The following is a 22,866-nucleotide window of genomic DNA, read 5'->3' on the forward strand; positions in this document are numbered from 1 at the left end:
TAAATAATATCCAATAGTATAAAAAGATTGAAATAAAAAGCCAAATCAATCGAAACTAACTAATTAGAAATTAGAAAAATTAGAAATTAGAAAAATTAGAAATTAGAAAAATTAGAAATTAGAAATACTTTTCATTATTTGTTGGTTTGTATATAATTATATACAAACCAACAAATAATGAAAAGTATTTCTAATTTCTTAATCTTTTTATTAATATGTAGTGTTAATTTATTTTGTTTTCAAAATAAATTAAATACTTCTAACTGGAAATTCCCTAAAGAGGATATAATAAAAAAAAAATTAAAAATAGGCATAATTTATCATAATTATATAAATCCTATCTTTTACAATGAAAACTACAAATACATTGCATTTATCGGAATATTGACATCTTATAATGAATGGATTGAAATACAATTCAGCCCTATAAATTTTTTTACTATCCCAACAAATAAAAATTTTATTTCAAATGCTTATTTCAATTTAGCTTTCACTATTTACATTGCTAAATATTCAATTTTAACTGATACACTTAATATAAAATTCTTTATTGGAACACAAGTTGATTTAACTCTAAGAACTACTATATTTATAGGAAAAACAACCAATGCATTTCTCTATCCAATTCTTCCCCTAATTACCTTCAAATTTGAAATTGATTTCATACCTAATAATTATAGTATTTACTATAAATTATCAACTTCTTTTAAAGAATTTGTTCTTTTAGATCTAGGAATTTCTATATTTATACAATAAATAATTTATGGAATTTATGGTAAAATAATGCAAATTGCAAAAGACACAAAACAAATCTTTAAAACAATTACACTAAGGAACAAGGACCACATTGACACCCGAACTTAAAGACTTTTTAATAGCATTTTCAATATTAGAAAAACTTCTTGTAATTGCTCCCATATCATAAGAATCTGTCATCATTATACTAGTAATATTTAAATTTTCTCTTATAATATTAACAATATTTTTAGACATGCTAGTTATATCTTTAGAAATTTTAGGAACATTTACATGCCCAATCATAATAAATTTAGCAGCTCTACCAAAAACAAATGGAACAAAATTATTTAACATTAAAAAGCTTTTACTATAAGGCAAAAATGCTAAATATTTATGTGTATCTATGGTTGTTCCCCCCAATCCAGGAAAATGTTTGATTGCCGAAAATACTCCATGATTCTGCATTCCATCAATAAAAGCTTCTACCATAAGTCCGATATTATAAGCAGAATATCCTCCGAACGTCCTATTTAATAAAGGAGTATGTGGCGCAAATTTTATGTCGGCGACTGGGGCCATATTTAAATTAATACCCAGTCTACGCAATTGTTTAGCAAGAACCTCACCAATTTTATAAATAAGATGCAAATCTTTAACACCTCCCACATGCTCCATGGCTGGAAAATTATAAACCCCCATTTTTTTATTTTCACCAGCTCTACTAACTATTCCCCCTTCCTCATCAATAGCAATAAAAATATCATGGCCAATATGACTCTTTATTGTACTAATCAATCCCTTTGTCTGCTGAGCATCTTTCAAATTTTCTCTAAATAAAATTATACCAATCGGATTAATCTTTTTTATTCTATTAATATCATCGGCATTAAGCCCTTGAACATTCTTTAAATTTGTTAAATTTCTAATCCCGATAAATAAGTTTCTATCTTTTAAAATAGTTTGAAAATCTGATTCACCCAAAAATTTTATCAAATCTACAAGATCTGATTTATCCTTGTTAAAATATTCATAATCTATTTCGGGTAAAGATTCTATTGCAAATAAATTTAAACAAAAAAAGCTAAAAAATAAAAAATATAAAGTTTTCAAAAAGTCCATTTATATAGCCCACAAAGTAAACCATAATCTTTTGATAACAAATCAGAAAGAGCGTTATAATTCTTGGTAGAATTATCGACCTTCTTCTTACAACAATATCCACATCTATCTTCAAGATTACTATTAAGCAACATATCAATAAATAACTTTGCAGGAATAAATCTTTTATTTCTATCAACTGTTAAAATTAATGGATTTTCAATTAATTTTAACACTTCCCACGTTATTTGCTCAACCGAAATATATTTACCAATCTCTTTATCTTGCTTTATAATTCTAATGGGCATTTTTTCTATTATTTCATCAATATTTTTTATCAAATACTCTAAATTAAAAAGTCCAGTTGCACAATTAAATAATAGTCTATTACCCTTATTTTCAAACTCTTGCACAATCTCTGAAGAAATCCCCCCACCAATATCAACACAAGTTAAACGATTTTCACCATTTACTGCCAAGATCCCCCCCTTAAAATCCTCCTTGCTTTTAAAACTAAATTCAAACCCAGAAGAATAATTGGTCAAGGCCATTACAGCAAGTGCTTTAAAATTAGCTGTAAATCCTATATTATCAACATTACCAATATATACAAATCTTTTACCAGATTCATAAAGCTTCAAATAAATATCTTTTAAAATTTTAAAATTTTGACCATGACCAGCAGGCAAAGCCAAAATAGAATTAGCATTTTTATTATTTTTAAGAGTAAAATATTGATAATTAGAGTTATTCAGCTTTTCATAACAATAAACTAAAGGTTGAACAGCTGTGAAAACATCTTCTTTTTTTAAATCGCAAAAATTTACACTTTTAATCAAATCATCTACAAATAAATCATCCAAAAATTTTGAAATAAATTTATCTGTTTTGCAACTAGTCATTTGAAATATTGAAGGCTTAATCATTTTGCCATAAACAGATTCATATCTTTTAGCAACCATTAAAAGATGCCTAATTTTCAAAGCCAAAAATGAAAATCCAGAACTACCATCTTTGTTAATATAAGCTGGTGTTATCCCCTTTGGAAATTCTCCAAATTTTTCTTTAAATTCAAGTATTTTAGATTCATATAGCATATATAAATCTTCATTTAACGCCCTATTTTTAGCTAAATCAAAATAACTTGTTGCGGAGCCCCCATTTAAGATTCCAAAAGAAAGGTATGGAAAAAGCATTAAACCCAAATTTTTAAGATCATCAGAAGAAAAAATATAACAATCACCTTCTTCTGATTGCAAAAATTTAGAAAAATCATGAAAATATTTTTTTAAATTATCTTCAACCAAGCCTTTGTCGAACTTAAACCTCAAAATTTTATCCGAAATATTCAAAATATTTTTATGGTTATCGCAAGGAAAATATTTAATGGATTCAAAAGTATTAGGACAAATCTCACCGGAATTAAGTTTTTCAAGTATCATTTCAGAAAAAATTTCATCAACTTTAACACTCATCAGTTAAAACCAAAACCCTTAAAAAAAGCTTATTAATATAAGCAAAAAAATAAATTTTTGAGTATAATAAAATAAGTGACCATATTATTGCTATAATTAACTAATTATAGCAATAATATGGCTAGAATATCAATGAGAAGAAATTTACATGCTTAAACAATATTCACTTAACATGAAAAATTTTAAAAAAGCTTTTAATGAGATGATATTTTCTCCTTCAGGATTTAGAAAAATTTTTGCAAAATCAAAAAATGAAGATTCAACAGAAACTGAAATAAATAATGAAGATAAAGCGCTAATAGCACTAATAATCTTCACAATATCAAATTATTTCAAAAATGAATCTAAGCCCTATATTGGATTAGGATTAGACTCAAGACCAACTGGCAACATTATTGCAGAAATAACAATAAAAATATTAATAACAAACAAAGAAAAGATTAGGTTTTTTGGAATACTTCCAATAACTGAAATTTTAGCTTATACAAAAAACAACAAAGATTCAAAAGGATTTATTTACATTTCCGCAAGCCATAATCCAACAGGATACAATGGAATAAAAATAGGGTTAAACGATGGCGGTGTACTAAATTCTACAAAAGCCCATGAAATAATACAACAAATTAAAAACAATAGCCAAAATGAAAAGCTAATAAACCATTTAGTTAACACTCTAAACAAATTTGATAAAGATAAATCCCATTTAGAGCATTATAATAAAATAATAAAATTAGAAAGAAAAAATAAAAACCAATCTTATGAGGCTTATAAAGCATTAATACATAAAATAGCATATGAAAACAATATTAACAATAAAAATATTGAAATTTTAAAGAAAAGAATAATAAAAAATCCAATTGGAATAATAGCAGAAATGAACGGAAGTTCCAGAATTAACTCAATAGATAAAGAATTAATAGAATCTTTGGGATTGAAAGTAGAATTATATAATGACGAAATAGGTATTTTTAAGCACAACATTATTCCTGAAGGAAAATCTTTAAATGAATGTAAAAAGCTACTACAAAATAAATATATACAAGACAATTCTTTTGAGCTAGGATATGTACCAGATTGTGATGGAGATAGGGGCAATTTAGTGTTTATAGATAAAGCCACAAACACCGCAAATATCATCGAAGCACAAAAAATATTTGCACTTGTAGTAATTTCAGAGCTTAGCTATCTTTATTATATAGGAATAAAAAATAACATAGCAATAGTAACCAATGATGCAACATCTCTAAATATTGAAAAAATTGCAAATTTTTTCAACGCCAAAGTTTATAGAGTAGAGGTTGGAGAAGCTAATATAACAGAAATGGCAGATGATTTGAGGGCCCAGGGATTGATTGTAAAAATCTCAGGAGAGGGATCAAATGGGGGCTGCATAATCCATCCTTCAAGGGTAAGAGACCCAATTACTACGATACTTAGTATCGTAAAATTATTAAAAATGAAAGAACTTTACCAAATATGGTGTAAATTGTCCAAAAACCACTATAAAGAAAAGTACGACTTAAAAGATATTTTAAATACAACAAATTTTTATAGTAATGTAATAGCATCATCCAAGAAAGCCAATTTAACAAATCTAAAAATAGAAAATCAAGAAATTTTAAAAAGCAATTATGAAAATCTATTGATTAAAGAGATAAAGAGCAATAAGTTATTTCAAGAATTATCAATAGTTGATTATGAAATCATTAACTATGAAGGAAAAAGACAACCTAAGATTAGAACAGGAGATTCTTCGGGCGGATTAAAGGTATTGCTAAAAACCAATAAAGAAATTGTTGTTGCAACCTTATGGATGAGAATCTCAAAGACAGAACCAGTAACAAGAGTACTCAGCGAAGTTATTTATACAAAAAGAAATATTTTGTTCAAACTATTAGAATTCAACAAAAGACTAATAAAAAAGGCAAACTTTCCTAATAATTAATATTGTTTGATTTAAATAATAAGTTAATCACTAATATAAGTCTAGCATAAAATCAATAATTTTTATTCTTCATTTTTTAATTTTTTCTCAGCACTATATTTTATTCCATTCCAAGTTTTTGAAAGTCCTATTAAATCCTTAACATCTTTTACTACTTTATTTGCAATAAACCTTGCCTTGCTAGTACCATCAAAAATAATTTCATCAATGTAATCTTTTTTTTTGGCTTCATAAAAACTTCTTTTCTCTCTTATTGGTTTTAAAAAGCTATTCAAAGCTAAAAACAATTTTTTCTTAACCTCAACATCACCTACTTTACCCTTCTTATATCTACTTTTAAGATCTTCAACTTCTTCATGATTACTATTAAAAAAGCTATGATATATAAAAACGGGATTGCCTTCAACATTACCAGGAATATCCGCCCTTATTCTATTTGGATCTGTATACATAGACATAATTTTTCTTTCTAATAAATTTTCATCATCGTTTAAAAAAATTGCATTATTAAGACTCTTGCTCATTTTATTTTTGCCGTAAATACCCACCAAAGGACGAGAATCTGTGAAAACAGATTCGGGTATTGGGAAAAAATTATTTTTGTACAAATGGTTAAACCTTCTTGCAAGCTCTCTTGCAAATTCAATATGAGATTCATTATCACGTCCAACGGGAACTAAATTTGCTTTTGTCATTAAAATATCTGCGCTCATAAGAACAGGATACCCCAAAAGACCATAAGGAATCTCTTTAAGTCCAGCCGCAATGCTCATGTCTTTTATACTTGGAATCCTTTGCAAGCGCGCAACAGTAACAATCATTGAAAATATTAAATGGAGCTCAAAAAGCTCAGGTATGGCTGATTGCAGATATATACTAACCTTATCAGGATTAATCCCACAAGCAAGATAATCTAAAACCATTTCTCTAACATTAGAAGGTATTGTATTGATGCTCCTCAAGTCAGGCTTTGTAGTTAAAGTATGTAAATCGGCTATAATAAAATATGTTTCATACTCTTCTTGAAATTTTAACCGATTTACTACAGACCCCACATAGTGTCCTAAATGAAGAGCACCAGTAGGCCTATCTCCCGTAAGCATAACCTTTCTTTTCAAATTAAATCTCCTTACCTTTACCCGAAATATGACCAATATTACTTAAAATCTCAGAACCACCTAAAAATACAGAAAAAGACTTAAGCCAACTCACATTGTCAACTATTACCTTTACAATAACAGTAAAAGGATAAGATATTAAAAGACCAACGATACCCCAAAGCCATCCCCAAAAAAACAAAAAACATAAGAGCAAAAATGGTGAAATATCAAGTCTTTTACCCTGCATTTTTGGCTCAAGAATATTTCCAATCAACATTTGAATAGAAGTATTATATATAAAAATATAAAGCACTATGTTTAAATTCGGATAAAATTGAATTAAAGATGTTATTACAATAAAAAACACAGCTAATATGGACCCAATACTGGGAATAAAATTGAAAACAAAGGAAAGAACTGCCCAAACAAGAGGAAAATCTTGCCCAAACAAAGTTAATCCAATAAATACTAAAATGCCTGTTAAGCAACTCACAAGAATTTTTATTCCCAAATATTTGCCAATTTGGTTATTAATGGTATCTAAAGCCCCAATAAATCTAGTAGATACCGGCTTTTTAAAAGCTTTATCAAGTTTAATTTCAAAAACATGTATTTCTGAAAGCATAAAATACAACAACAAAAATACTACTACCAAACTACTTGTAAATCCGATAATCTCATTATAAGCTCTTGTTAAAAATGGATAAATGTAACCAGAGAAATTCATATCATTAATAACAGAACTATCAATTTTATATCTACCAAGCACATCTTTCATAATAAATGCTAATTGATTTTGATAGTAAGGCAACTGCTTCATTAAAACAGTAACGCTGTAATAAACAAAACTAAAAATCAAATAAGAAAAAGAAAATAATAAAAAAAATATAATAAAAACTATTAAAAATTTTGGAACTTTGAATCTTGCTAAAAAAGTATAAACAGGATAAACCAAAAATCCCAACACTATGGAAATAGCCAAAGGTTTAAATACGGTTTCTGCTATTTTAAAAGCCCCAATAAATATTAAAACTATGACAATACAATAAAAAACAGATTCCACTCTCCAAGGTTTTAACCCTTGATTTGTATTTAAATCTTCAAGCATATTCCCTTCTTTTCGTTTTTTTTACTGCTTCTATCAACTAAACAAAAATAAGCTATGTGAATCATACGCTCAAGCAAATTTTCTCCATTATCCAATTATACAATTTAGTACCCTTACTATAATTGGCCTCAGCAAAATCTCCAACTCTATTCTCATAAAATAATTTTTTTGCATTCTTATCATTTCCATGATATACCGTCAAAGTATTTCCACAATGTTTCAAAATATTATTTAAGATTTCAAATGCCGGAATATCGCTAAATCCATCTGCAATATAAAATATATTTTTAAAAGGAATTTGTCTTTTACTCTTTGGCACTCTTTCATTAATCTTCTCATAAGACCCTTTATTGATTTCAAAAATCACCCTGGTTTTTATTGTATGATCTACAAAGTAGCAAACACTGCTTAAAATCTTATTTTTAGAAAATTTATCATCTCTGAGTTCGTAAAAAGGCATCAAATAAGAATCTATAAACTCACATGCCCACACTTTACTCACATAGGGCGCAATTTTGCTTCCCAAAATCATTTGTCTAAACCCGCTTGAAACAATGTAAATTTTAACCTGCGAATTATTATTTTCCAACTTTTTATTTATTTCAGATATTTCATCAAATAAACCAATAACCCCTTCAAAAAATCTTAACTTAGCACCCAAATTAAATAATACTCTATTATCTAGATTTTCAAAAAACCCTTCCCTTACGTAGGTTAAAAAATGGGATAAATATATCATTTCATTAGAAATTATATTATAACCGTTTTGCCTATAAACATACTCTAAACCTTCAACTTCTCTCCAAAAGGAACAAGAATCAACACAATACTCATCAAATAGTACTTGCTGCATATTACCATAAATAAGAGTATTGTCAAAATCAAATATTAAGGCTATAATGTTTCCTCTTTCATTCATAAACAATTTAATTTAAATAATTACAAACTGTGCTTATTTGTATATTTTATATTATACTAATATAGGTTAATAAGTATAGTGTTTTCACATTGAGTAGAAAATTTATGATAGACATAAATGATTTAAATCAAATAAAAGATACTTTTTCAAGAATCTTAGATCTAAGCTTAATTAGCATCCTAGTATACTACATATATAAAAACGTAATCAATTCTTATTCTACAAATCTATTAAAAGGAATGTTAATCATCATTTCTATAGGAATTATCTCATATTATTTAAATCTCTATACTATTAGTTGGCTGTTAAATTATATAGCCAAGATATTACCAATAGCAATAGTCATACTTTTTAATCAAGAAATAAAAAAAATAATAATGCAAATTGGAAATTTCAATTTAGCCTTTAAGCTCTCAAATAAAAAAGAAGAAACTTTAAAGGTTATTTCTGAAATCTTAAAAGCAGTCAAACATCTATCTGAAAACAAATCTGGCAGCCTGATATGCATTGAAAAAAAAATACAGTTGGAACAAATAATAAACAAAGGAACTAAAATTGATGCACTAATATCTAGTGAACTGCTAATATCACTATTTGAACGCGAAACTCCCCTTCACGACGGAGCCGTAATAATTAGTAAAAATAAATTAAAATATGCAGGCTCATTTTTACCATTATCTAATGTTGATTCTATTAGCAAAGCATTTGGAACAAGGCATAGAGCAGGACTTGGAATTTCTGAAAACTCCGATGCAATAACAATAATAACCTCCGAAGAAACTGGGTCTATTTCTATTACAATCAATGCAAAATTGGAATACAATTTAAGCTTAAGTGAAATTAGAAATAAGTTAAATCTCGAACTAATAGAGTAAAATAATGAAAATAGGCAAAAAAATAATAAATATAATAAAGTTGCTATTTGATGATTGGCAAAACAAAGCTATTTCCATTTTAATAGCTATTCTAATGCTTGTAGCATTTAATTTTAATAAAATAGAATCAATAACAACTGAAAAAGAATTCAAAATTGTCTTGAATGATCAAATAGCTCTTGGAAAAATGCCAGAATTTAGTAAAGTCAAGATTACAATAAAAGTCAACAAAGATGACTTAAAATACCTTGATCTTAATAAAATAATATTATTTATTGAAGCATCAAACATAAAGATTCCTGGAAACTATAAACTACCAATAAAAATAAAAAATCTTAACTCAATACATATTGCAGAATATAAGCTTTCAAAAACAAATGTATTGCTAAATCTTGATAACAAAGTCTCTAAATTAGTTAAAATAGAACCTAAGTTTAAACTTATAGAAAAAGATAGCAAGGGGGAATATTTTATTGCAAAATACAATATATTACCTGAGAATTTATTAGTATATGGACCTGAACAAGAGCTCAAAAAAATAAACACTATTCAAACCAACGTAAAAGAATTTGACACAAGAACCCTATTCGTATCAGATTATCTTGAAGTAGTTCCACCAAACCCTCTAGTTATGTTTGAAAAAAGTCATGTGGTGGTCAATATTTATTTAAACAAAAAATATTCAAATACAACAATAAAATCTCCTAATCTTATTTTTAATAATCTTAAAAATGGCCTTGAAATTAAAGATAAAGAAAAAATAATAAACCCAGAAAATAAAATGTTTGTAAAAATAAAAACAAGACTTTCTGAAAAACAAATTAAAGCTCACATAAACAATCAAAATATAAGCCTTGCTTTTGATTTAGCAGATATAAAAACTCCCGGGACTTATAACATTGCTACAAATATAATTCTTAAAGAGAATATCAATGAAACAGAAATATATGATTATGAGCCCAAAAAAATAAAACTAGAAATAATTGAAAGCTCAGAGACCAAACCATGAAATCAATAGGATGTGATATAATAAAAGTAGAAAGATTTAAAAATTTCTTAGAAAATAAAAAAAAAATGGAGAGGTTCTTTACACATAACGAAATTGAAAATTTTAAATTAAAAGGGGGTAGCATTATAGAAAGTTTAGCTGGAAAATTTGCAGCTAAAGAATCTTTAATAAAAGCATTAAGTCCACTGTTGCAATATAAAATAAATTATACCCTTAAAGATATTGAGGTAATAAAATCCTTAAAAGGAAATGTGGGGTTTTGTTTGCATAATGAAGTTGAAAAATTTGCAATAAAAATGAATTTAAAGCTATACCTAACAATATCCCATGAAAAGGAGTACGCTATTGCATTTGTAATAGTAGAAAATTAATTCATGAAAAAAATATCATATTTTACAAAAGAAAAAATCGAATGTTCTTTATGCTCTTTTAAATTTCAAAAAGAAGAATTTTTTACTGGAAGCAGCAGATTAATAGCTGGCGAGTTACAAATTGATCTAAAAAGAGAATATATAAAAAACGACAAATATGGCAACATTTATCCTAGAATATATTCTATAACAGTATGCCCAAAATGTTACTTTGCAGCATTCCCAAGCGAATTTAATTCAATCCCTAAAAACAAGAAAGAAATTTTGCAAAATAAAAAATCCGAAAGAAAAAAAATAAATGAGATTTTTGACAACATGATCAACTTCAGTAAACCTAGAACATTAAAAGAAGGAGCTGCAAGTTATATTCTTGCCATGCTATGTTATGAGCATCTGGAAAAAAATTATAACCCCACATTAAATCAAGCAAAATCGGCAATAAGGGCTGCTTGGACATTTGGAGACCTTGAAAAAGAAGAACCAAACAAAAACTACAATTATCTTCAGAAAATATTTTACCACAAAGCTGCATATCTTTATAAACTAGTTATTGAAAAAGATAAAGACAATTCAGAACCTGTTAGTGCATCAACCATATTTGGCCCAGATACAGATAAAAATTATGGCTATGATAGTGTACTATACTTATCCGGTCTTCTAGAATACTTTTATGGAAATAAAGACAATAAAGAATACAGATATAAACAATTAAACGACATAAAAACCACTCTTTCTAAAATAGCAGGCATGGGTAAATTTTCAAAAGAAAAGCCTTCAATACTTTTAGATAAAATCAAAGAAGTTTACTTTAAAATATCAAAGGAAATGAAAACTCTTAAGTAAATGAAAAAAATATTAGCCGAAATCGCTTACGACGGGTCTATATACCATGGATTCCAAATACAACCAACAAAGCCTACAGTTCAAGGAGAAATTGAAAAAGCCCTAATGAAAATCAACAAAAAAAAAGTAAAAATTCATTCATCCGGAAGAACAGATAAAGGCGTTCATGCAAAAAGGCAAATAATAACTTTTAATATAAGCATTAATATTCGGCTAAACAATCTAAAAAAAGCACTAAATGCAATCTTATCAAAAAACAGTATCAAAATACTAAAGCTCAAGTATGTGAAAAATTCATTTCATCCACGTTTTAACGCTCAAAAAAGAAAATATAGCTATTTTATATTAAACAGCGACAACTACTATCCCTGGGAAGGTTATCAAGCTCACCATGTAAATAAAAAACTAAACATAAACAATTTAAACCAAATGGCTAAAACATTGATTGGAAACCATGATTTTACCACATTTTCATGCATAAAAGATGAAAGCAAATCTAAATTTAGGCATATACATTTTGCCAAATTTAAGAAAAGAGGAAAATATATTATTTTTGAAATAATAGGATCTTCTTTCTTGTGGAAAATGGTAAGATCAATAATAGGCACAATGCTGGACATTGAAATAAAAAAAGAATCAATTTCTACTTTTGAAACAATACTAAAATCAAAAAATAGAAACCTTGCAAGAACAACTGCACCTGCAAATGCTTTATTTTTAGAAAGAGTTTACTATGAATAATAGTATTTTAACTAAAAAACTTTTTTTTCTTAAAATATTGACAAATAATATCGAAGGCAAAATTACAGAAAATTTTGAAGAAATAGACAATGAAATTAAACAAAAAATAGAAAAAGCTAAAAGCACTAAAATTTATCAAAAAAACGAAAATATCAAAAAACCTACAAAAATACCTTTAGAAAACAAAAATTCAACAAACATATTGTTAAATAATGGTTTACAAGAAAAAAGTATCAACGATCATATCATAATATATGTAAACAAAAACTATCTCAACGAGCCTTCAAAAGACATTATAACAAAATGGTGCAAAAGCATAAACATATACAATTATAAAATAATAGACACTATTGAATCACTTAACTTAGAAATCAGCAACAAAAATCCTAAAGCGATTTTATCTTGCGAAGAAATAGATTTTTTCTTAAATCAACCACTAAGAATTCAAATTGTAAGAGGAATAGAGCTAAGATTTAAAGGCATTCCACTGGTTTTCACATATCTTCCTGCAAATCAAATAAAAAATCCAGAATTAAAAAAAGAAATATGGCAAGATTTAAAAATAATAAAAGGCATAATAAAATATGGTTGAACGTTATCATTCAACTTATTACTATGAAATCGCAATAAATATTCCTTTAAATAAACTTTTTTTTTACAGATTTAACTTAAATCTAGAAATTGGAATAAGAGTAATGGTTAATTTTAATGGCTCCAATAAAATTGGAATAATTATTAAAAAATATTTTGAAAACGAATTTAATGAAAAATTTGAATTCAAAATAAAAGAAATTATCAAAATAATAGATACAACTAAAATAATAACAGAACATAACATTAATTTAGCACATTGGATTAGTAAAAAAACATTTTCGGGATTTGGAGAAACTTTATTCTTTGGATTGCCCAAAAATTCAAAAACTAAAAAAAATCAAACATTACTTTCAATAAATGAGCTAATAAATGAGCATCCGGATCATAAAAAATGCCTTCAGCTAAACAGCGAACAACAAAATACTTTCAAGGAAATTATCGGGTCAGAAAAAACTAATGTTTTTTATCTTTTTGGAATACCTGGATCTGGAAAAACTGAAATATTTATCAAACTGTGTGAATACTATTTAGCACTAGAACAACAAGTACTTTTTTTGATTCCCGAAATATCATTGGGATATCAAATAATAAAAAGAATAAAATGTGCATTAAATATGCACCACAAAATTTATGAATATAACTCTAAAGTTACAAATTCTAATAAAAATTTAATATGGAATAAAGTTAAAAATGGAGAAAGTTTGGTTGTCATTGGAATCAAAAGTGTTTTAATGCTGCCTTTCACTAAATTAAAATTAATAATTATGGACGAAGAACACGAAACTACATACAAATCTGAAAATATTCCAAGATTTCACTCAAGACACATATCATTTTTTTTACAAAAAAAATTTAATGCTAAATTTGTTATGGGAAGCGCAACACCTTCTCTTGAAGCATACCATGCAATGAAAAATAACCAAATAAAAAAAATAATAATGCAAAACAAATTCTTTCAAAGCAAAATAGAAGATATAAAAATAATAAATATGAAAAAAGAACCTAGCACAATTTCATCAGAGCTATTATACAGTATACAAAAAAGTTTAAATGAAAAAAGACAATCTTTGATTTTCATTAATAAAAGAGGATATCTAAAAAATCTAGAATGCAACGAATGTGGGCATACAATTTGTTGTCCAAATTGCTCATTTGGCTTGATTTATCATAAAAAAGAAAACAAACTTTTATGCCACTATTGTAGTTATAAAACAAAAACAGCAAGCCATTGCCCTCAATGTGAATCAAAAGACATTAAATACAAAACCTATGGAATTCAACTTGTTGAAAAAGAATTAAAAAAATTTTTGCCAAATGCAAAAATTGCAAGAATAGATTCTGATATTACAAAAATAGAAAATATAGATTCAATAAATAAATTCGAAAATCAAGAAATAGACATACTTGTTGGAACACAAATCATCTCAAAAGGATTTAATTTTGAAAATATAAAAACACTAGGTATAATCAATGCAGACATTGGAATAGGACTGCCTGATTTTAGAAGTAGCGAAAGAATTTTTACAACACTCTCACAAATTATGGGAAGAGCTGCAAGATTTAAAAATGACAACACAATTATTATACAAACAAAAAATCCCAATTATTATGCCATAAAATATGCTTATAAGAGCCAATATGAACAATTTTACGAACAAGAACTAGATATAAGAAAAAAATTGAACTACCCTCCGTTTAACAAAATTATTAGAATAATATTTAGAAGCAAAAATGAAGAATCGGTTAAACAAAAATGTTGGGAATTTTTTGAAAAATCTAAAGAATTTTTGCAAGAAGGAATTGAACACTTGGGCCCATCAGAAGCTATTATGAAGAAAATATCTAAAAATTATAGATATAATATAATATACTTGTCAAAATCCTACAGCCTGCTTGAAAAACTAGTTAACAAGACAAGAGAAAAGGTAAAACCGACAAATACTGTTTATATTGAAATAGATTATTACCCAATATCATTAATTTAGGTAAAATCTAATCCCTCTTTACTTAAAGACTTAAGAAACGTTGAAAGCACATAAAGCGCTTTATCATTGTGACCTCCCTCAGGAATAATAAGATCAGCATATTCTTTTGTAGGCTCAATAAATCTATAATAACCCCATCTAGTGGTATTTAAATACTGATCAATCACCGACTCTACAGTACGTCCTCTTTTGGAAATATCTCTTCTTAAGCGCCTAATAAATCTAATATCATTTGGAGTATCAATATATATTTTAAGATCTATTAAATTTCTTACTCTCTCTTCAACAAAAATCATAATACCCTCAACAATAACAACAGGAGTTGGAACAACCAAAACCGTTTTAAGCTGTCTTTTATGATTAATAAAATCGTAAAGGGGCATATCTATTGGACTATTTTCTTTTAAATTTTTTAAATGCTCATAAAACAAATTATTATCAAAAGCATCCGGATGATCAAAATTTACCTTAGAAAATTCATGTTCATAATCCCCCACACTCTTATAGTAATTATCTTGAGAAATAAGGACAAATTCTGGAATAAACTCACTAATCTTGCTTACAACCGTAGTTTTTCCGCTTCCAGAACCACCAGATATCCCAATAATCTTAGCCATCAACCAACTTCTTTTTTTTTAGCTTGTGGCATGTCTTTCAAGGTACCAGCAACAAACACATTCTTAAATCCCATGCTTTTTAAAACTTTTTTAGCCTCGTAAGACTTATTAAAGCTTTTGCCATAAACAATTATTTGGGAATCAAAATCGCCTAATTTATCCTTTTTAGCAAATAAATTATTAAAAGGAATGTTAATTGATTTTAAATAATGAGATTTATTATATTCTTTGGGAGATCGAATATCCAAAATTTTTGCTCCATTTTGGATTTTTTCCAACAAAAACATATTAGCTCTTTTCATCCTAAGGATAATAAAAAACCAAATATAAAAAAAAAGCACAACTATTAATACTACAAATCTTGCATAATTCATCGCCATAGTTTCATGAACATGATATCAAAAAAAATAAAAAAAGTGAATCAAATTGTTTTTTTTGCAAAATTAATATAGAATTCAAGTAAATTACTAGCTTGTAGCTTAAAAGTAACTCTAGCATTAAAATGAAAAAGAAAAAAAAGATACGTTGTCGTAGAATTAAAAAAAAACTCAAACTATTATTAATAATAATAATAAAAAAATTAAAAACTATAACTAAAAATCCTAAATTAATATTTGATAGCACAATGCAAATAACTTTAGGCTCTGCATTAATGGCAATTTCCACCAATGTTTTGTATATTCCTCATGGACTTCTTAGTGGGGGAATTGGGGGCATTTCATTAATGCTACATTATCTATTAAGCTTCAATTTGGGGTGGACAATATTTGCATTAAACATACCATTATTTCTTATTGGAATAAAATTTTTAAACATAACATTTATAATTCAAAGTTGGATTTCAATGGGATTATATTCTATTATCATAAACTACTCCCAGTTTTTACAAAATAAAATACATCTTAACGATATGATGCTTGTATCAATACTAGCTGGACTTATTTCTGGACTTGGGCTTGGGCTAATCTTTAAGGGCAAAGGATCTTCAGGGGGATCAGATATAATTGCTATGATTATTAAAGAAAAATATTCAATAAGTATTGGAACAACAAACTTCATAGTTAATTTGATGGTATTAATACTTGCAACCTTTTTCTTTAATATTGAAATCGCCCTTTATACACTAATAGCATCATTTGTAACATCTATAATGACAGACAAAACAAGCACTGGATTTGGCAATCAAAAAGCAATATTAATCATTTCAGATAAAGGAAAAGAAATTGCTTATCTTCTTACAAACAAGTTAAAATTAGGCGCTACATTAATAGACGGAAAAGGAGCTTGGGCAGGAACAGAAAAAACTATAGTATTTATAGTAGTTCCAATAATGCGTTTGTCAAGAATTAAATATATATCACAAAAAGTTGATCCAAATTGTTTCATTACTGTTATTAACACTAATGAAATCACTGGGGGCAAAATAATAACTGATCCAATATCATTAAAATAAGAAATTTCAAATTAAAAATCTCTTAAGAAGAGAACCAAATTATCAATAATCAAATTCAATTCATCGCTCTTGTAAAAATTTGACAAAAAAATAACAAATCTTTTAGGAAATTCAGAAATGAATTTCCTAAAAGAATTTTTTCCAATATCAATTTCAAGCTTATAAGAATGAAGCATCAGAGTGATTTTTTTTAAACTGCCGTCTGCTCTGCCATAAACTTCATCTCCCAATATTGGAAAATTAAGATATCTCATATGAACTCTCAATTGATGGGTACGACCAGTTTTAGGCTTTAAAGCTAAAAGAGAATATTCCCCAAAATTGAGCAACAATCTATATTCTGTTAATGCCTTTTTACCCCTATCTTTAGAAACACTAAATTTTTTCCTATTGTATTTATCTCTATCTATAAAAGATTCAATACTTCCAAAAAAACTATTAAAATTACCCTTAACAATTGCAATGTAAACTTTATTTGTCTTTTTATCTTTAAACTGCTGAGCTAAAAATCTTAACGTGCTAATGTTTTTTGCACAAATTAGAACTCCGGAGGTATCTTTATCTAATCTATGAACAATTCCGGGTCTAATTTTTTCTTCATTAAAATTAATTTTCAAACTTTTTACATGATATAAAAGAAAATTTACAACAGTATCATCCCAATGTGATATTCCAGGATGACTCAAAATTCCTTGTGGTTTATTCAAAACAACAACATTAGAGTCTTCATAAATTATAGCAATAGGGATATTACTCGGCCTAAGATAATCAATTTGATTACCTTCCTCGTCAAATTCAATTAGTATTTCATCATCTTTAAAAACGGGCTTGGACAATTTTATCTTCAAAAATTTTCCATTACTCTTTTTAAACGCCTCTACATTTCTTCTTTTAATCTGACTTCTAGTAAAAACTTCCAAATTGCTTGATAGGTAAAGATCCAATCTTAGAGCATTTTCTTTAACGGTAAATTCTTTTTTAAGTCTTATCATATCATTAAAGAAAATAATCAATCAAAGCAATAGTTAGTGCAACTATTGCACTAATAGAAGCTGAAACAATAAATTTTTTATAAATCTCATCTTTTGAAAAACTAGGACCATTTGAAAAAGGATATGGAGCGTAATTTGTATTCATTCCGCTATAAAAATAGTAGCCCACATCAAAAAAAAACAAGCTTAAAAATAAAACTATTGGAAAAGATCCAATACTAATAGCTGAAAACCTAAACAAATCTTTTGCTGATTTTGACTCAAGATCATTCTCAAGATTTAAAGCTTTATTCTCTTGAATATTTTTATAAAGAAAAGAATCGTCATTATCAGCAACAGACATATTATTATTTTTTTGATGAGAAATAAAATTGCCACTGGAAGTTGATTTGTCTTGCAATGGCAAACTTTTAGCAATACTTAGCTTTAAATAATTAAAATTGGGCTTGAAATAATCAAGTGAATTTGAATAAACATTCAAAACACTAAAGAATAACAACAAGCTTCTAATAAGCATAAACTTTCTACTTTAATGATTCTAACTTTAAAGTCTCAGTTATTTCATCAACAATCTCAGAAGAACCAAAATACTGCACAGGACCTGGACATAAATATAAATTATTCAAAGCCCACTTATCACGATTTTTAACAAACTCTTTAAATGGCTTTCCTTCTAAATCAACTAGGGTTTTTTTTATAACAGGCTTTTTCTCTCCATACCTTTCTTCCATGTTCATCAACATTGTTAGAGGCACTCCTCCTGCAATCCAATCTGTTGGTTTCAAATTTAAATTTTTTATACAAGACATATAGCCTGTAAGGCCATTTAAAATAAGAACAACAGCATTATATCCCAAACTATAACAATAATCACTGTCAAAATTAGAAGGAAAAGCACTTCTACCTTCATAGCCAAAGAAATGATCAACTGGGGTAAAACTCCTCTTATATTCTCCCTTTTTTTTCAACTCATTTAATCTTGATTGAACCATTTCAATAAATAATTTTTCAGTAGGAACTCTTGAAACATTAAAATTCCCATGAGGATCTCTTTCCAAAATTGAATTTACAAGTTCAAATTGAATGAACAAGGGCAAAGACAAATAAACTCTCTTCATATAATCACTAAGCTTAGCAACAAAAACTTCTTTCATCCCTTCAATATTAAGCCCCTTAAACTCACTTTCATTTTTATCAAAAATATCACATAATTCAACCATTAAAGACTTAACTTCTGGAATAAACTCAATAAGCCCTTCAGGAACTATAACTATTCCAAAATTATCCCCATTTAAAGATCTCTTTAAAATAACAAACACCATTTCATCAACAATCTCAGACAAAGTTTTCTTTTTAGCCAAAACCTCCTCAGACACAATGCAAATGTTTGGATGAGTTTTTAAAGCACATTCTAAAGCAACATGAGATGCACTCCTACCCATAAGTTTGACAAAATGCCAATGTTTTTTAGTTGACATGGCATCTCTACATAAATTACCTATCATCTCGGAATAAATTTTTGTAGCAGAATCAAACCCAAATGAAATTTCAACATGATAATTCTTAAGATCAGCATCAATTGTCTTTGGAACTCCAATAACTTGAATATTCTCTCCTTTCTTTTTGAAATATTCAGCAAGAATAGCAGCATTGGTATTTGAATCATCACCACCAATAATAATAATTGCATTAAGATTGTTTTCTTTGGCAACAAATAAGGCTTTCTTATAATGTTCTTCCGTTTCTATTTTTGTTCTTCCAGAAGATACAATATCAAACCCCCCGGTATTTCTATAAGAATTTACTAAACTCTCAGTAAGTTCAATTTTGTCATTTTCTAACAGGCCTAAAGGGCCCCCTTTAAACCCAAAAATCTTTGAATTTGGATTAAATTTTTTTATTGCATCAAAAACGCCAGATATAACATTATGCCCCCCAGGAGCAGGCCCCCCAGAAAGAATAATTCCAATATTTAAAGCTTTTGAAAAAGACAAACTGGACTTTCCCTCGGTAAAACTTACAATTGGCAACCCATAAGTATTCTTAAAAAATTCTTTTAACGCCTGTCTATCTTGAATTGCTTCGGTCTTTTCTCCATAAACTAAACTAATATTATTAAAATTTTCTTTTAAAATATTTGGCAATTTAGGAACATACTTTTGCCTTTCTTGTTTAAAAAGAGAAGTATTCATACATTTTCCTCCTAATGATTTAAATTAAGCCCTATCATAACTTAAATATTAAAATAATTCACAACTAATATCTATATATGATTTAAAACTAACATAGCATCACCATAAGAAAAAAATTTATAACCTGTATTTATAGCTTCTTCATAAGAACTAAACAAAAAATCTTTGCCTGCAAATGAAGCGACCAACATCAAAAGAGTAGATTGTGGTGTGTGGAAATTTGTAAAAAGCATGTCAACAAACTTGAAACAATAGTTCTTGCCAGGATAAATAAAAAGATTTGTACTTTGCTGACCTGTTTTAAACTTCTTAAGTTTATTGTCATAAGATGACTCTAAAGCCCTAAGAGTTGTAGTACCAATTGATAAAATTTTTTTACCAAGAAATTTTGCATTCTCCAATCTATTAGCCACACAATCTTTTATTAAAAAAGTTTCAAAATGCATATTGTGTTCTTCAACCTTTTTTGATCTTACGGGAAGAAAAGTACCAAGCCCCACATGAAGAGTAATAAAATCATATTCAATATGGTTCTTTTCAAAAGCAGAAAACAAATCTCTGCTGAAATGCAACCCTGCAGTTGCAGAAGCTGCAGAGCCAATGCATTTAGAATAAACAGTTTGATATCGATCTTCATCTATTTTCTCATAATCTCTTTTAATGTAAGGAGGTATGGGAACAAAACCATGTTTTTCAAAATAATCTTCTCCAATATCAACATCAAATTTTAAAACAATCTCACTACTATTTTTTGACAAAATTTCACCTATTACTCCTTCAGGAAATTTGTAAAGATTGCCAACAATTTGCTTTTTAGACTTAGAAATAAGCGCAGTAAACACATTGGTGTCAATTCTATCCAAAATTAAAAATTCAATATTACTGCCCATCTCTGATTCTGCATACATTCTTGATTTTCTAACTTTTGAATTATTAAAAATAATAAAAGTGTCACTATTTATATATTTTAAAATATTGTTTACAGAATCTTCATGGTAAATTTTTTGCAATTTAGGATCTAGTACCATTAGCCTTGAAGATCCTCTTTTTTCACTTGGATATTGAGCTATTAAAGAATAGGGCAAATTAAAATGAAACTCTTTGGTTCTCATTAATACCGTCCTCTTTCATCTCTAAGTTTAAGTGAAGATACGCAAACTCAGTAGCTTTACGACCTCTGTGAGTTCTACTGATAAATCCTTTCATAATTAAATAAGGCTCATAAAAGTCTTCAAGAGAATCTGCTGTTTCCCCTACAGAAATAGCTAAAGTATCAACACCTACAGGTCCTCCATTAAATTTCAATATTAAACTTCTTAAAATATTTCTATCTTGCTCATCAAGGCCTTCTCCATCAATTCTAAGCATTTCAAGCCCAATTGAAACAATATCACTTGTAATAACCAAACTTCCAGCTACTTGAGCAATATCTCTTATTCGTCTTAACAATCTATTTGCTATTCGAGGAGTCCCTCTTGAACTTCTTGCAAGAAGAAAAGCAGCATCCTCTTCTATTTCAATATTTAAAATAACAGAATTTCTCTTTATTATCTCAACAAGCTCTATTTCGCTGTAAAGCTCAAATCTTGCAGTAATTCCAAATCTCGCATAAAGTGGAGATGTTACTTTTCCCGGTTTAGTAGTAGCTCCAATCAATGTGAATTTTGGAAGTGGCATTCGAACAGTTCTTGCATTAGCTCCTTGCCCTATTACCCAATCCAGCTCATAATCTTCCATGGCAATACAAAGCATTTCTTCTATTATTGGTCTGAGCCTATGTATTTCATCAATAAATAAAACACTCTTCTCATCAAGACCTGTTAAAATACCAATAATATCTTTGGGCTTGTCAAAAGCTGGCGCTGAAGTAATTTTAATCGAAGCATTCATCTCAAAGGCAATGATACTTGCAAGAGTAGTTTTTCCAAGACCCGGTGGACCGCTTAAAAACACATGATCTAGGGCTTCATCTCTCTCTTTGGAAGCTTTTATAAAAATGCTAAGGGTTTCTTTAACATTAACCTGACCTTTAAAATCTTCAAAAACTTTGGGCCTAAGCTCATTTTCACTCTTATCATATAAATAATTTTCATTAGAGCTTAAAAAGCTTATACTGCTATTTTCGTCTTTCATAAACACCCCTTAAAACCTATTTTATAGCTACAAAAAACTAACAATTAATTCGAAATTCTTTTTAAAACCTCCTTAAATAAAAACTGCTCCTTTTCAGAATCTTTTAAATTTGAAAATTCAGCTAAATTAAAAGCCTCTCTAATCTTGCTATTAACAATTTTTCTATCAAATCCCATACTAACAATTGATTCTTCTAATTCTTTAAATCTAAAAAGACTGGTAGATTCAAGCTCACTATTAATCAAAAGCTTGCCTTGAAGATGTAAAAACATTTTACCAGCCATTTTTTTGCCAATGCCTTTGATTTTAGAAACAAGTTCAACGTCCTCTCTATCAATAGCCTCCTTAAACTCATTATACCTTATATTGGATAACACTCTTAAAGCGGCTCTTGGGCCTATTCCGCTTACTCCAATAAGCCCTTTAAAGATCTCCCTTTCATCTGAATTTAAAAATCCAAAAAGTTTTAACTCATTTTCTCTTGTATAAAGATAAGTAAATAATTCTACTTTGTCTGACAAATTAAAATTAGCAAGGCAAAATGCACTAACTGAAAGTTCAAATTCAAAAACAGTAGTCAGTAAAACTAAACTAGATTCTTTTTTTTCTATAACTTTACCATGAATCTTATTTATCATATAATTAAATTATAAATTATATTACACAGAAACATCCAAC

23 protein-coding genes are annotated in these 22,866 nt (G+C 27.9%); 10 read left to right on the plus strand and 13 right to left on the minus strand.

Annotated elements, in window-relative coordinates:
• Window positions 1–177 precede the first annotated feature (177 nt).
• On the plus strand, window positions 178–756 hold the full coding sequence (locus QIA00_RS00005) for a hypothetical protein (RefSeq protein ID WP_316256773.1): 579 nt from the start codon (window positions 178–180) through the stop codon (window positions 754–756).
• A 72-nt stretch (window positions 757–828) separates the two neighbouring features.
• Here the strand turns inward: QIA00_RS00005 and QIA00_RS00010 are convergent, their stop codons facing one another.
• Together QIA00_RS00010 and QIA00_RS00015 are read right to left on the minus strand one after the other, a co-directional pair.
• The gene (locus QIA00_RS00010) at window positions 829–1,857 is read right to left on the minus strand and encodes a glycoside hydrolase family 3 N-terminal domain-containing protein (RefSeq protein ID WP_316256774.1); all 1,029 of its coding nucleotides are present in this window, start codon (window positions 1,855–1,857) and stop codon (window positions 829–831) included.
• The gene (locus tag QIA00_RS00015) at window positions 1,845–3,311 is read right to left on the minus strand and encodes a UTP--glucose-1-phosphate uridylyltransferase (protein WP_316256775.1); all 1,467 of its coding nucleotides are present in this window, start codon (window positions 3,309–3,311) and stop codon (window positions 1,845–1,847) included. Before QIA00_RS00015 ends, QIA00_RS00010 begins: the two co-directional genes overlap by 13 nt.
• A gap of 148 nt (window positions 3,312–3,459) precedes the next feature.
• Between QIA00_RS00015 and QIA00_RS00020 the strand changes: the two genes are divergently transcribed.
• Window positions 3,460–5,256, plus strand: a complete 1,797-nt coding sequence (locus QIA00_RS00020; protein WP_316256776.1) for a phosphoglucomutase — start codon at window positions 3,460–3,462, stop codon at window positions 5,254–5,256.
• 62 nt (window positions 5,257–5,318) lie between these two features.
• Here QIA00_RS00020 and trpS read toward each other — a convergent pair whose 3' ends face one another.
• The 3 genes from trpS to QIA00_RS00035 all read right to left on the minus strand — a co-directional run bounded on the left by trpS (window position 5,319) and on the right by QIA00_RS00035 (window position 8,383).
• The gene (gene trpS / locus QIA00_RS00025; protein WP_316256777.1) at window positions 5,319–6,374 is read right to left on the minus strand and encodes a tryptophan--tRNA ligase; all 1,056 of its coding nucleotides are present in this window, start codon (window positions 6,372–6,374) and stop codon (window positions 5,319–5,321) included.
• A gap of 1 nt (window position 6,375) precedes the next feature.
• Window positions 6,376–7,464 carry an AI-2E family transporter gene (locus QIA00_RS00030; protein WP_316256778.1) on the minus strand — a complete coding sequence of 363 codons (1,089 nt, stop codon included), beginning with the start codon at window positions 7,462–7,464 and terminating at the stop codon, window positions 6,376–6,378.
• 61 nt (window positions 7,465–7,525) lie between these two features.
• Window positions 7,526–8,383, minus strand: a complete 858-nt coding sequence (locus QIA00_RS00035; RefSeq protein WP_316256779.1) for an HAD family hydrolase — start codon at window positions 8,381–8,383, stop codon at window positions 7,526–7,528.
• A gap of 104 nt (window positions 8,384–8,487) precedes the next feature.
• Between QIA00_RS00035 and cdaA the strand changes: the two genes are divergently transcribed.
• From cdaA to priA, 7 genes are read left to right on the plus strand one after another with little or no spacing between them, the layout of a single operon-like run.
• A complete protein-coding gene (cdaA, locus tag QIA00_RS00040; protein ID WP_316256780.1) occupies window positions 8,488–9,258 on the plus strand; it encodes a diadenylate cyclase CdaA in 771 nt (256 codons plus the stop codon).
• A 4-nt stretch (window positions 9,259–9,262) separates the two neighbouring features.
• Window positions 9,263–10,267, plus strand: a complete 1,005-nt coding sequence (locus QIA00_RS00045; protein ID WP_301426831.1) for a YbbR-like domain-containing protein — start codon at window positions 9,263–9,265, stop codon at window positions 10,265–10,267.
• On the plus strand, window positions 10,264–10,638 hold the full coding sequence (gene acpS, locus QIA00_RS00050) for a holo-ACP synthase (protein ID WP_231013942.1): 375 nt from the start codon (window positions 10,264–10,266) through the stop codon (window positions 10,636–10,638). The genes QIA00_RS00045 and acpS overlap by 4 nt, the downstream gene beginning before the upstream one ends.
• A gap of 3 nt (window positions 10,639–10,641) precedes the next feature.
• A complete protein-coding gene (locus QIA00_RS00055) occupies window positions 10,642–11,481 on the plus strand; it encodes a DUF2225 domain-containing protein (protein ID WP_301426833.1) in 840 nt (279 codons plus the stop codon).
• Window positions 11,482–12,222, plus strand: a complete 741-nt coding sequence (truA, locus tag QIA00_RS00060; RefSeq protein ID WP_316256782.1) for a tRNA pseudouridine(38-40) synthase TruA — start codon at window positions 11,482–11,484, stop codon at window positions 12,220–12,222.
• Window positions 12,215–12,814, plus strand: a complete 600-nt coding sequence (locus QIA00_RS00065) for a uracil-DNA glycosylase family protein (protein WP_316256783.1) — start codon at window positions 12,215–12,217, stop codon at window positions 12,812–12,814. The genes truA and QIA00_RS00065 overlap by 8 nt, the downstream gene beginning before the upstream one ends.
• Window positions 12,807–14,801, plus strand: a complete 1,995-nt coding sequence (priA, locus tag QIA00_RS00070) for a replication restart helicase PriA (protein WP_316256784.1) — start codon at window positions 12,807–12,809, stop codon at window positions 14,799–14,801. The genes QIA00_RS00065 and priA overlap by 8 nt, the downstream gene beginning before the upstream one ends.
• On the opposite strand, the gene udk is transcribed toward priA, so the two are convergent.
• The gene (udk, locus tag QIA00_RS00075; RefSeq protein WP_301426838.1) at window positions 14,798–15,418 is read right to left on the minus strand and encodes a uridine kinase; all 621 of its coding nucleotides are present in this window, start codon (window positions 15,416–15,418) and stop codon (window positions 14,798–14,800) included. The genes priA and udk overlap by 4 nt on opposite strands.
• On the minus strand, window positions 15,418–15,792 hold the full coding sequence (locus QIA00_RS00080) for a rhodanese-like domain-containing protein (protein WP_231013934.1): 375 nt from the start codon (window positions 15,790–15,792) through the stop codon (window positions 15,418–15,420). The genes udk and QIA00_RS00080 overlap by 1 nt, the downstream gene beginning before the upstream one ends.
• A gap of 128 nt (window positions 15,793–15,920) precedes the next feature.
• On the opposite strand from QIA00_RS00080, the gene QIA00_RS00085 reads away from it, so the two are divergent.
• Window positions 15,921–16,871 carry a YitT family protein gene (locus QIA00_RS00085; protein ID WP_316256785.1) on the plus strand — a complete coding sequence of 317 codons (951 nt, stop codon included), beginning with the start codon at window positions 15,921–15,923 and terminating at the stop codon, window positions 16,869–16,871.
• 11 nt (window positions 16,872–16,882) lie between these two features.
• Here QIA00_RS00085 and QIA00_RS00090 read toward each other — a convergent pair whose 3' ends face one another.
• The 6 genes from QIA00_RS00090 to ruvA form a co-directional block, all read right to left on the minus strand.
• Entirely contained in the window at window positions 16,883–17,863 is a 981-nt protein-coding gene (locus tag QIA00_RS00090) for an RluA family pseudouridine synthase (protein WP_316256786.1), read from the minus strand.
• 4 nt (window positions 17,864–17,867) lie between these two features.
• Entirely contained in the window at window positions 17,868–18,380 is a 513-nt protein-coding gene (locus QIA00_RS00095; protein ID WP_316256787.1) for a hypothetical protein, read from the minus strand.
• A gap of 7 nt (window positions 18,381–18,387) precedes the next feature.
• A complete protein-coding gene (locus tag QIA00_RS00100) occupies window positions 18,388–20,055 on the minus strand; it encodes a diphosphate--fructose-6-phosphate 1-phosphotransferase (RefSeq protein WP_316256789.1) in 1,668 nt (555 codons plus the stop codon).
• Window positions 20,056–20,126: 71 nt separating this feature from the next.
• Entirely contained in the window at window positions 20,127–21,167 is a 1,041-nt protein-coding gene (gene queA / locus QIA00_RS00105) for a tRNA preQ1(34) S-adenosylmethionine ribosyltransferase-isomerase QueA (protein ID WP_316256790.1), read from the minus strand.
• Window positions 21,142–22,188, minus strand: coding sequence for a Holliday junction branch migration DNA helicase RuvB (ruvB, locus tag QIA00_RS00110; RefSeq protein WP_316256791.1), 1,047 nt, complete (start codon window positions 22,186–22,188; stop codon window positions 21,142–21,144). The genes queA and ruvB overlap by 26 nt, the downstream gene beginning before the upstream one ends.
• A 44-nt stretch (window positions 22,189–22,232) precedes the next feature.
• Window positions 22,233–22,826, minus strand: coding sequence for a Holliday junction branch migration protein RuvA (ruvA, locus tag QIA00_RS00115; RefSeq protein WP_316256792.1), 594 nt, complete (start codon window positions 22,824–22,826; stop codon window positions 22,233–22,235).
• Between the last annotated feature and the right edge of the window lie 40 nt (window positions 22,827–22,866).

Source organism: Borreliella americana (assembly GCF_032595795.2).
Lineage (GTDB): Bacteria > Spirochaetota > Spirochaetia > Borreliales > Borreliaceae > Borreliella > Borreliella americana.

Coding starts and splice junctions, on each gene's coding strand:
- QIA00_RS00005 (WP_316256773.1), top strand. CDS start 178: ATGAAAAGTATTTCTAATTTCTTAATCTTTTTATTAATATGTAGTGTT.
- QIA00_RS00010 (WP_316256774.1), bottom strand. CDS start 1,857: ATGGACTTTTTGAAAACTTTATATTTTTTATTTTTTAGCTTTTTTTGT.
- QIA00_RS00015 (WP_316256775.1), bottom strand. CDS start 3,311: ATGAGTGTTAAAGTTGATGAAATTTTTTCTGAAATGATACTTGAAAAA.
- QIA00_RS00020 (WP_316256776.1), top strand. CDS start 3,460: ATGCTTAAACAATATTCACTTAACATGAAAAATTTTAAAAAAGCTTTT.
- QIA00_RS00030 (WP_316256778.1), bottom strand. CDS start 7,464: ATGCTTGAAGATTTAAATACAAATCAAGGGTTAAAACCTTGGAGAGTG.
- QIA00_RS00035 (WP_316256779.1), bottom strand. CDS start 8,383: ATGAATGAAAGAGGAAACATTATAGCCTTAATATTTGATTTTGACAAT.
- cdaA (WP_316256780.1), top strand. CDS start 8,488: ATGATAGACATAAATGATTTAAATCAAATAAAAGATACTTTTTCAAGA.
- QIA00_RS00045 (WP_301426831.1), top strand. CDS start 9,263: ATGAAAATAGGCAAAAAAATAATAAATATAATAAAGTTGCTATTTGAT.
- acpS (WP_231013942.1), top strand. CDS start 10,264: ATGAAATCAATAGGATGTGATATAATAAAAGTAGAAAGATTTAAAAAT.
- QIA00_RS00055 (WP_301426833.1), top strand. CDS start 10,642: ATGAAAAAAATATCATATTTTACAAAAGAAAAAATCGAATGTTCTTTA.
- truA (WP_316256782.1), top strand. CDS start 11,482: ATGAAAAAAATATTAGCCGAAATCGCTTACGACGGGTCTATATACCAT.
- QIA00_RS00065 (WP_316256783.1), top strand. CDS start 12,215: ATGAATAATAGTATTTTAACTAAAAAACTTTTTTTTCTTAAAATATTG.
- priA (WP_316256784.1), top strand. CDS start 12,807: ATGGTTGAACGTTATCATTCAACTTATTACTATGAAATCGCAATAAAT.
- udk (WP_301426838.1), bottom strand. CDS start 15,418: ATGGCTAAGATTATTGGGATATCTGGTGGTTCTGGAAGCGGAAAAACT.
- QIA00_RS00080 (WP_231013934.1), bottom strand. CDS start 15,792: ATGAATTATGCAAGATTTGTAGTATTAATAGTTGTGCTTTTTTTTTAT.
- QIA00_RS00085 (WP_316256785.1), top strand. CDS start 15,921: ATGAAAAAGAAAAAAAAGATACGTTGTCGTAGAATTAAAAAAAAACTC.
- QIA00_RS00090 (WP_316256786.1), bottom strand. CDS start 17,863: ATGATAAGACTTAAAAAAGAATTTACCGTTAAAGAAAATGCTCTAAGA.
- QIA00_RS00095 (WP_316256787.1), bottom strand. CDS start 18,380: ATGCTTATTAGAAGCTTGTTGTTATTCTTTAGTGTTTTGAATGTTTAT.
- QIA00_RS00100 (WP_316256789.1), bottom strand. CDS start 20,055: ATGAATACTTCTCTTTTTAAACAAGAAAGGCAAAAGTATGTTCCTAAA.
- queA (WP_316256790.1), bottom strand. CDS start 21,167: ATGAGAACCAAAGAGTTTCATTTTAATTTGCCCTATTCTTTAATAGCT.
- ruvB (WP_316256791.1), bottom strand. CDS start 22,188: ATGAAAGACGAAAATAGCAGTATAAGCTTTTTAAGCTCTAATGAAAAT.
- ruvA (WP_316256792.1), bottom strand. CDS start 22,826: ATGATAAATAAGATTCATGGTAAAGTTATAGAAAAAAAAGAATCTAGT.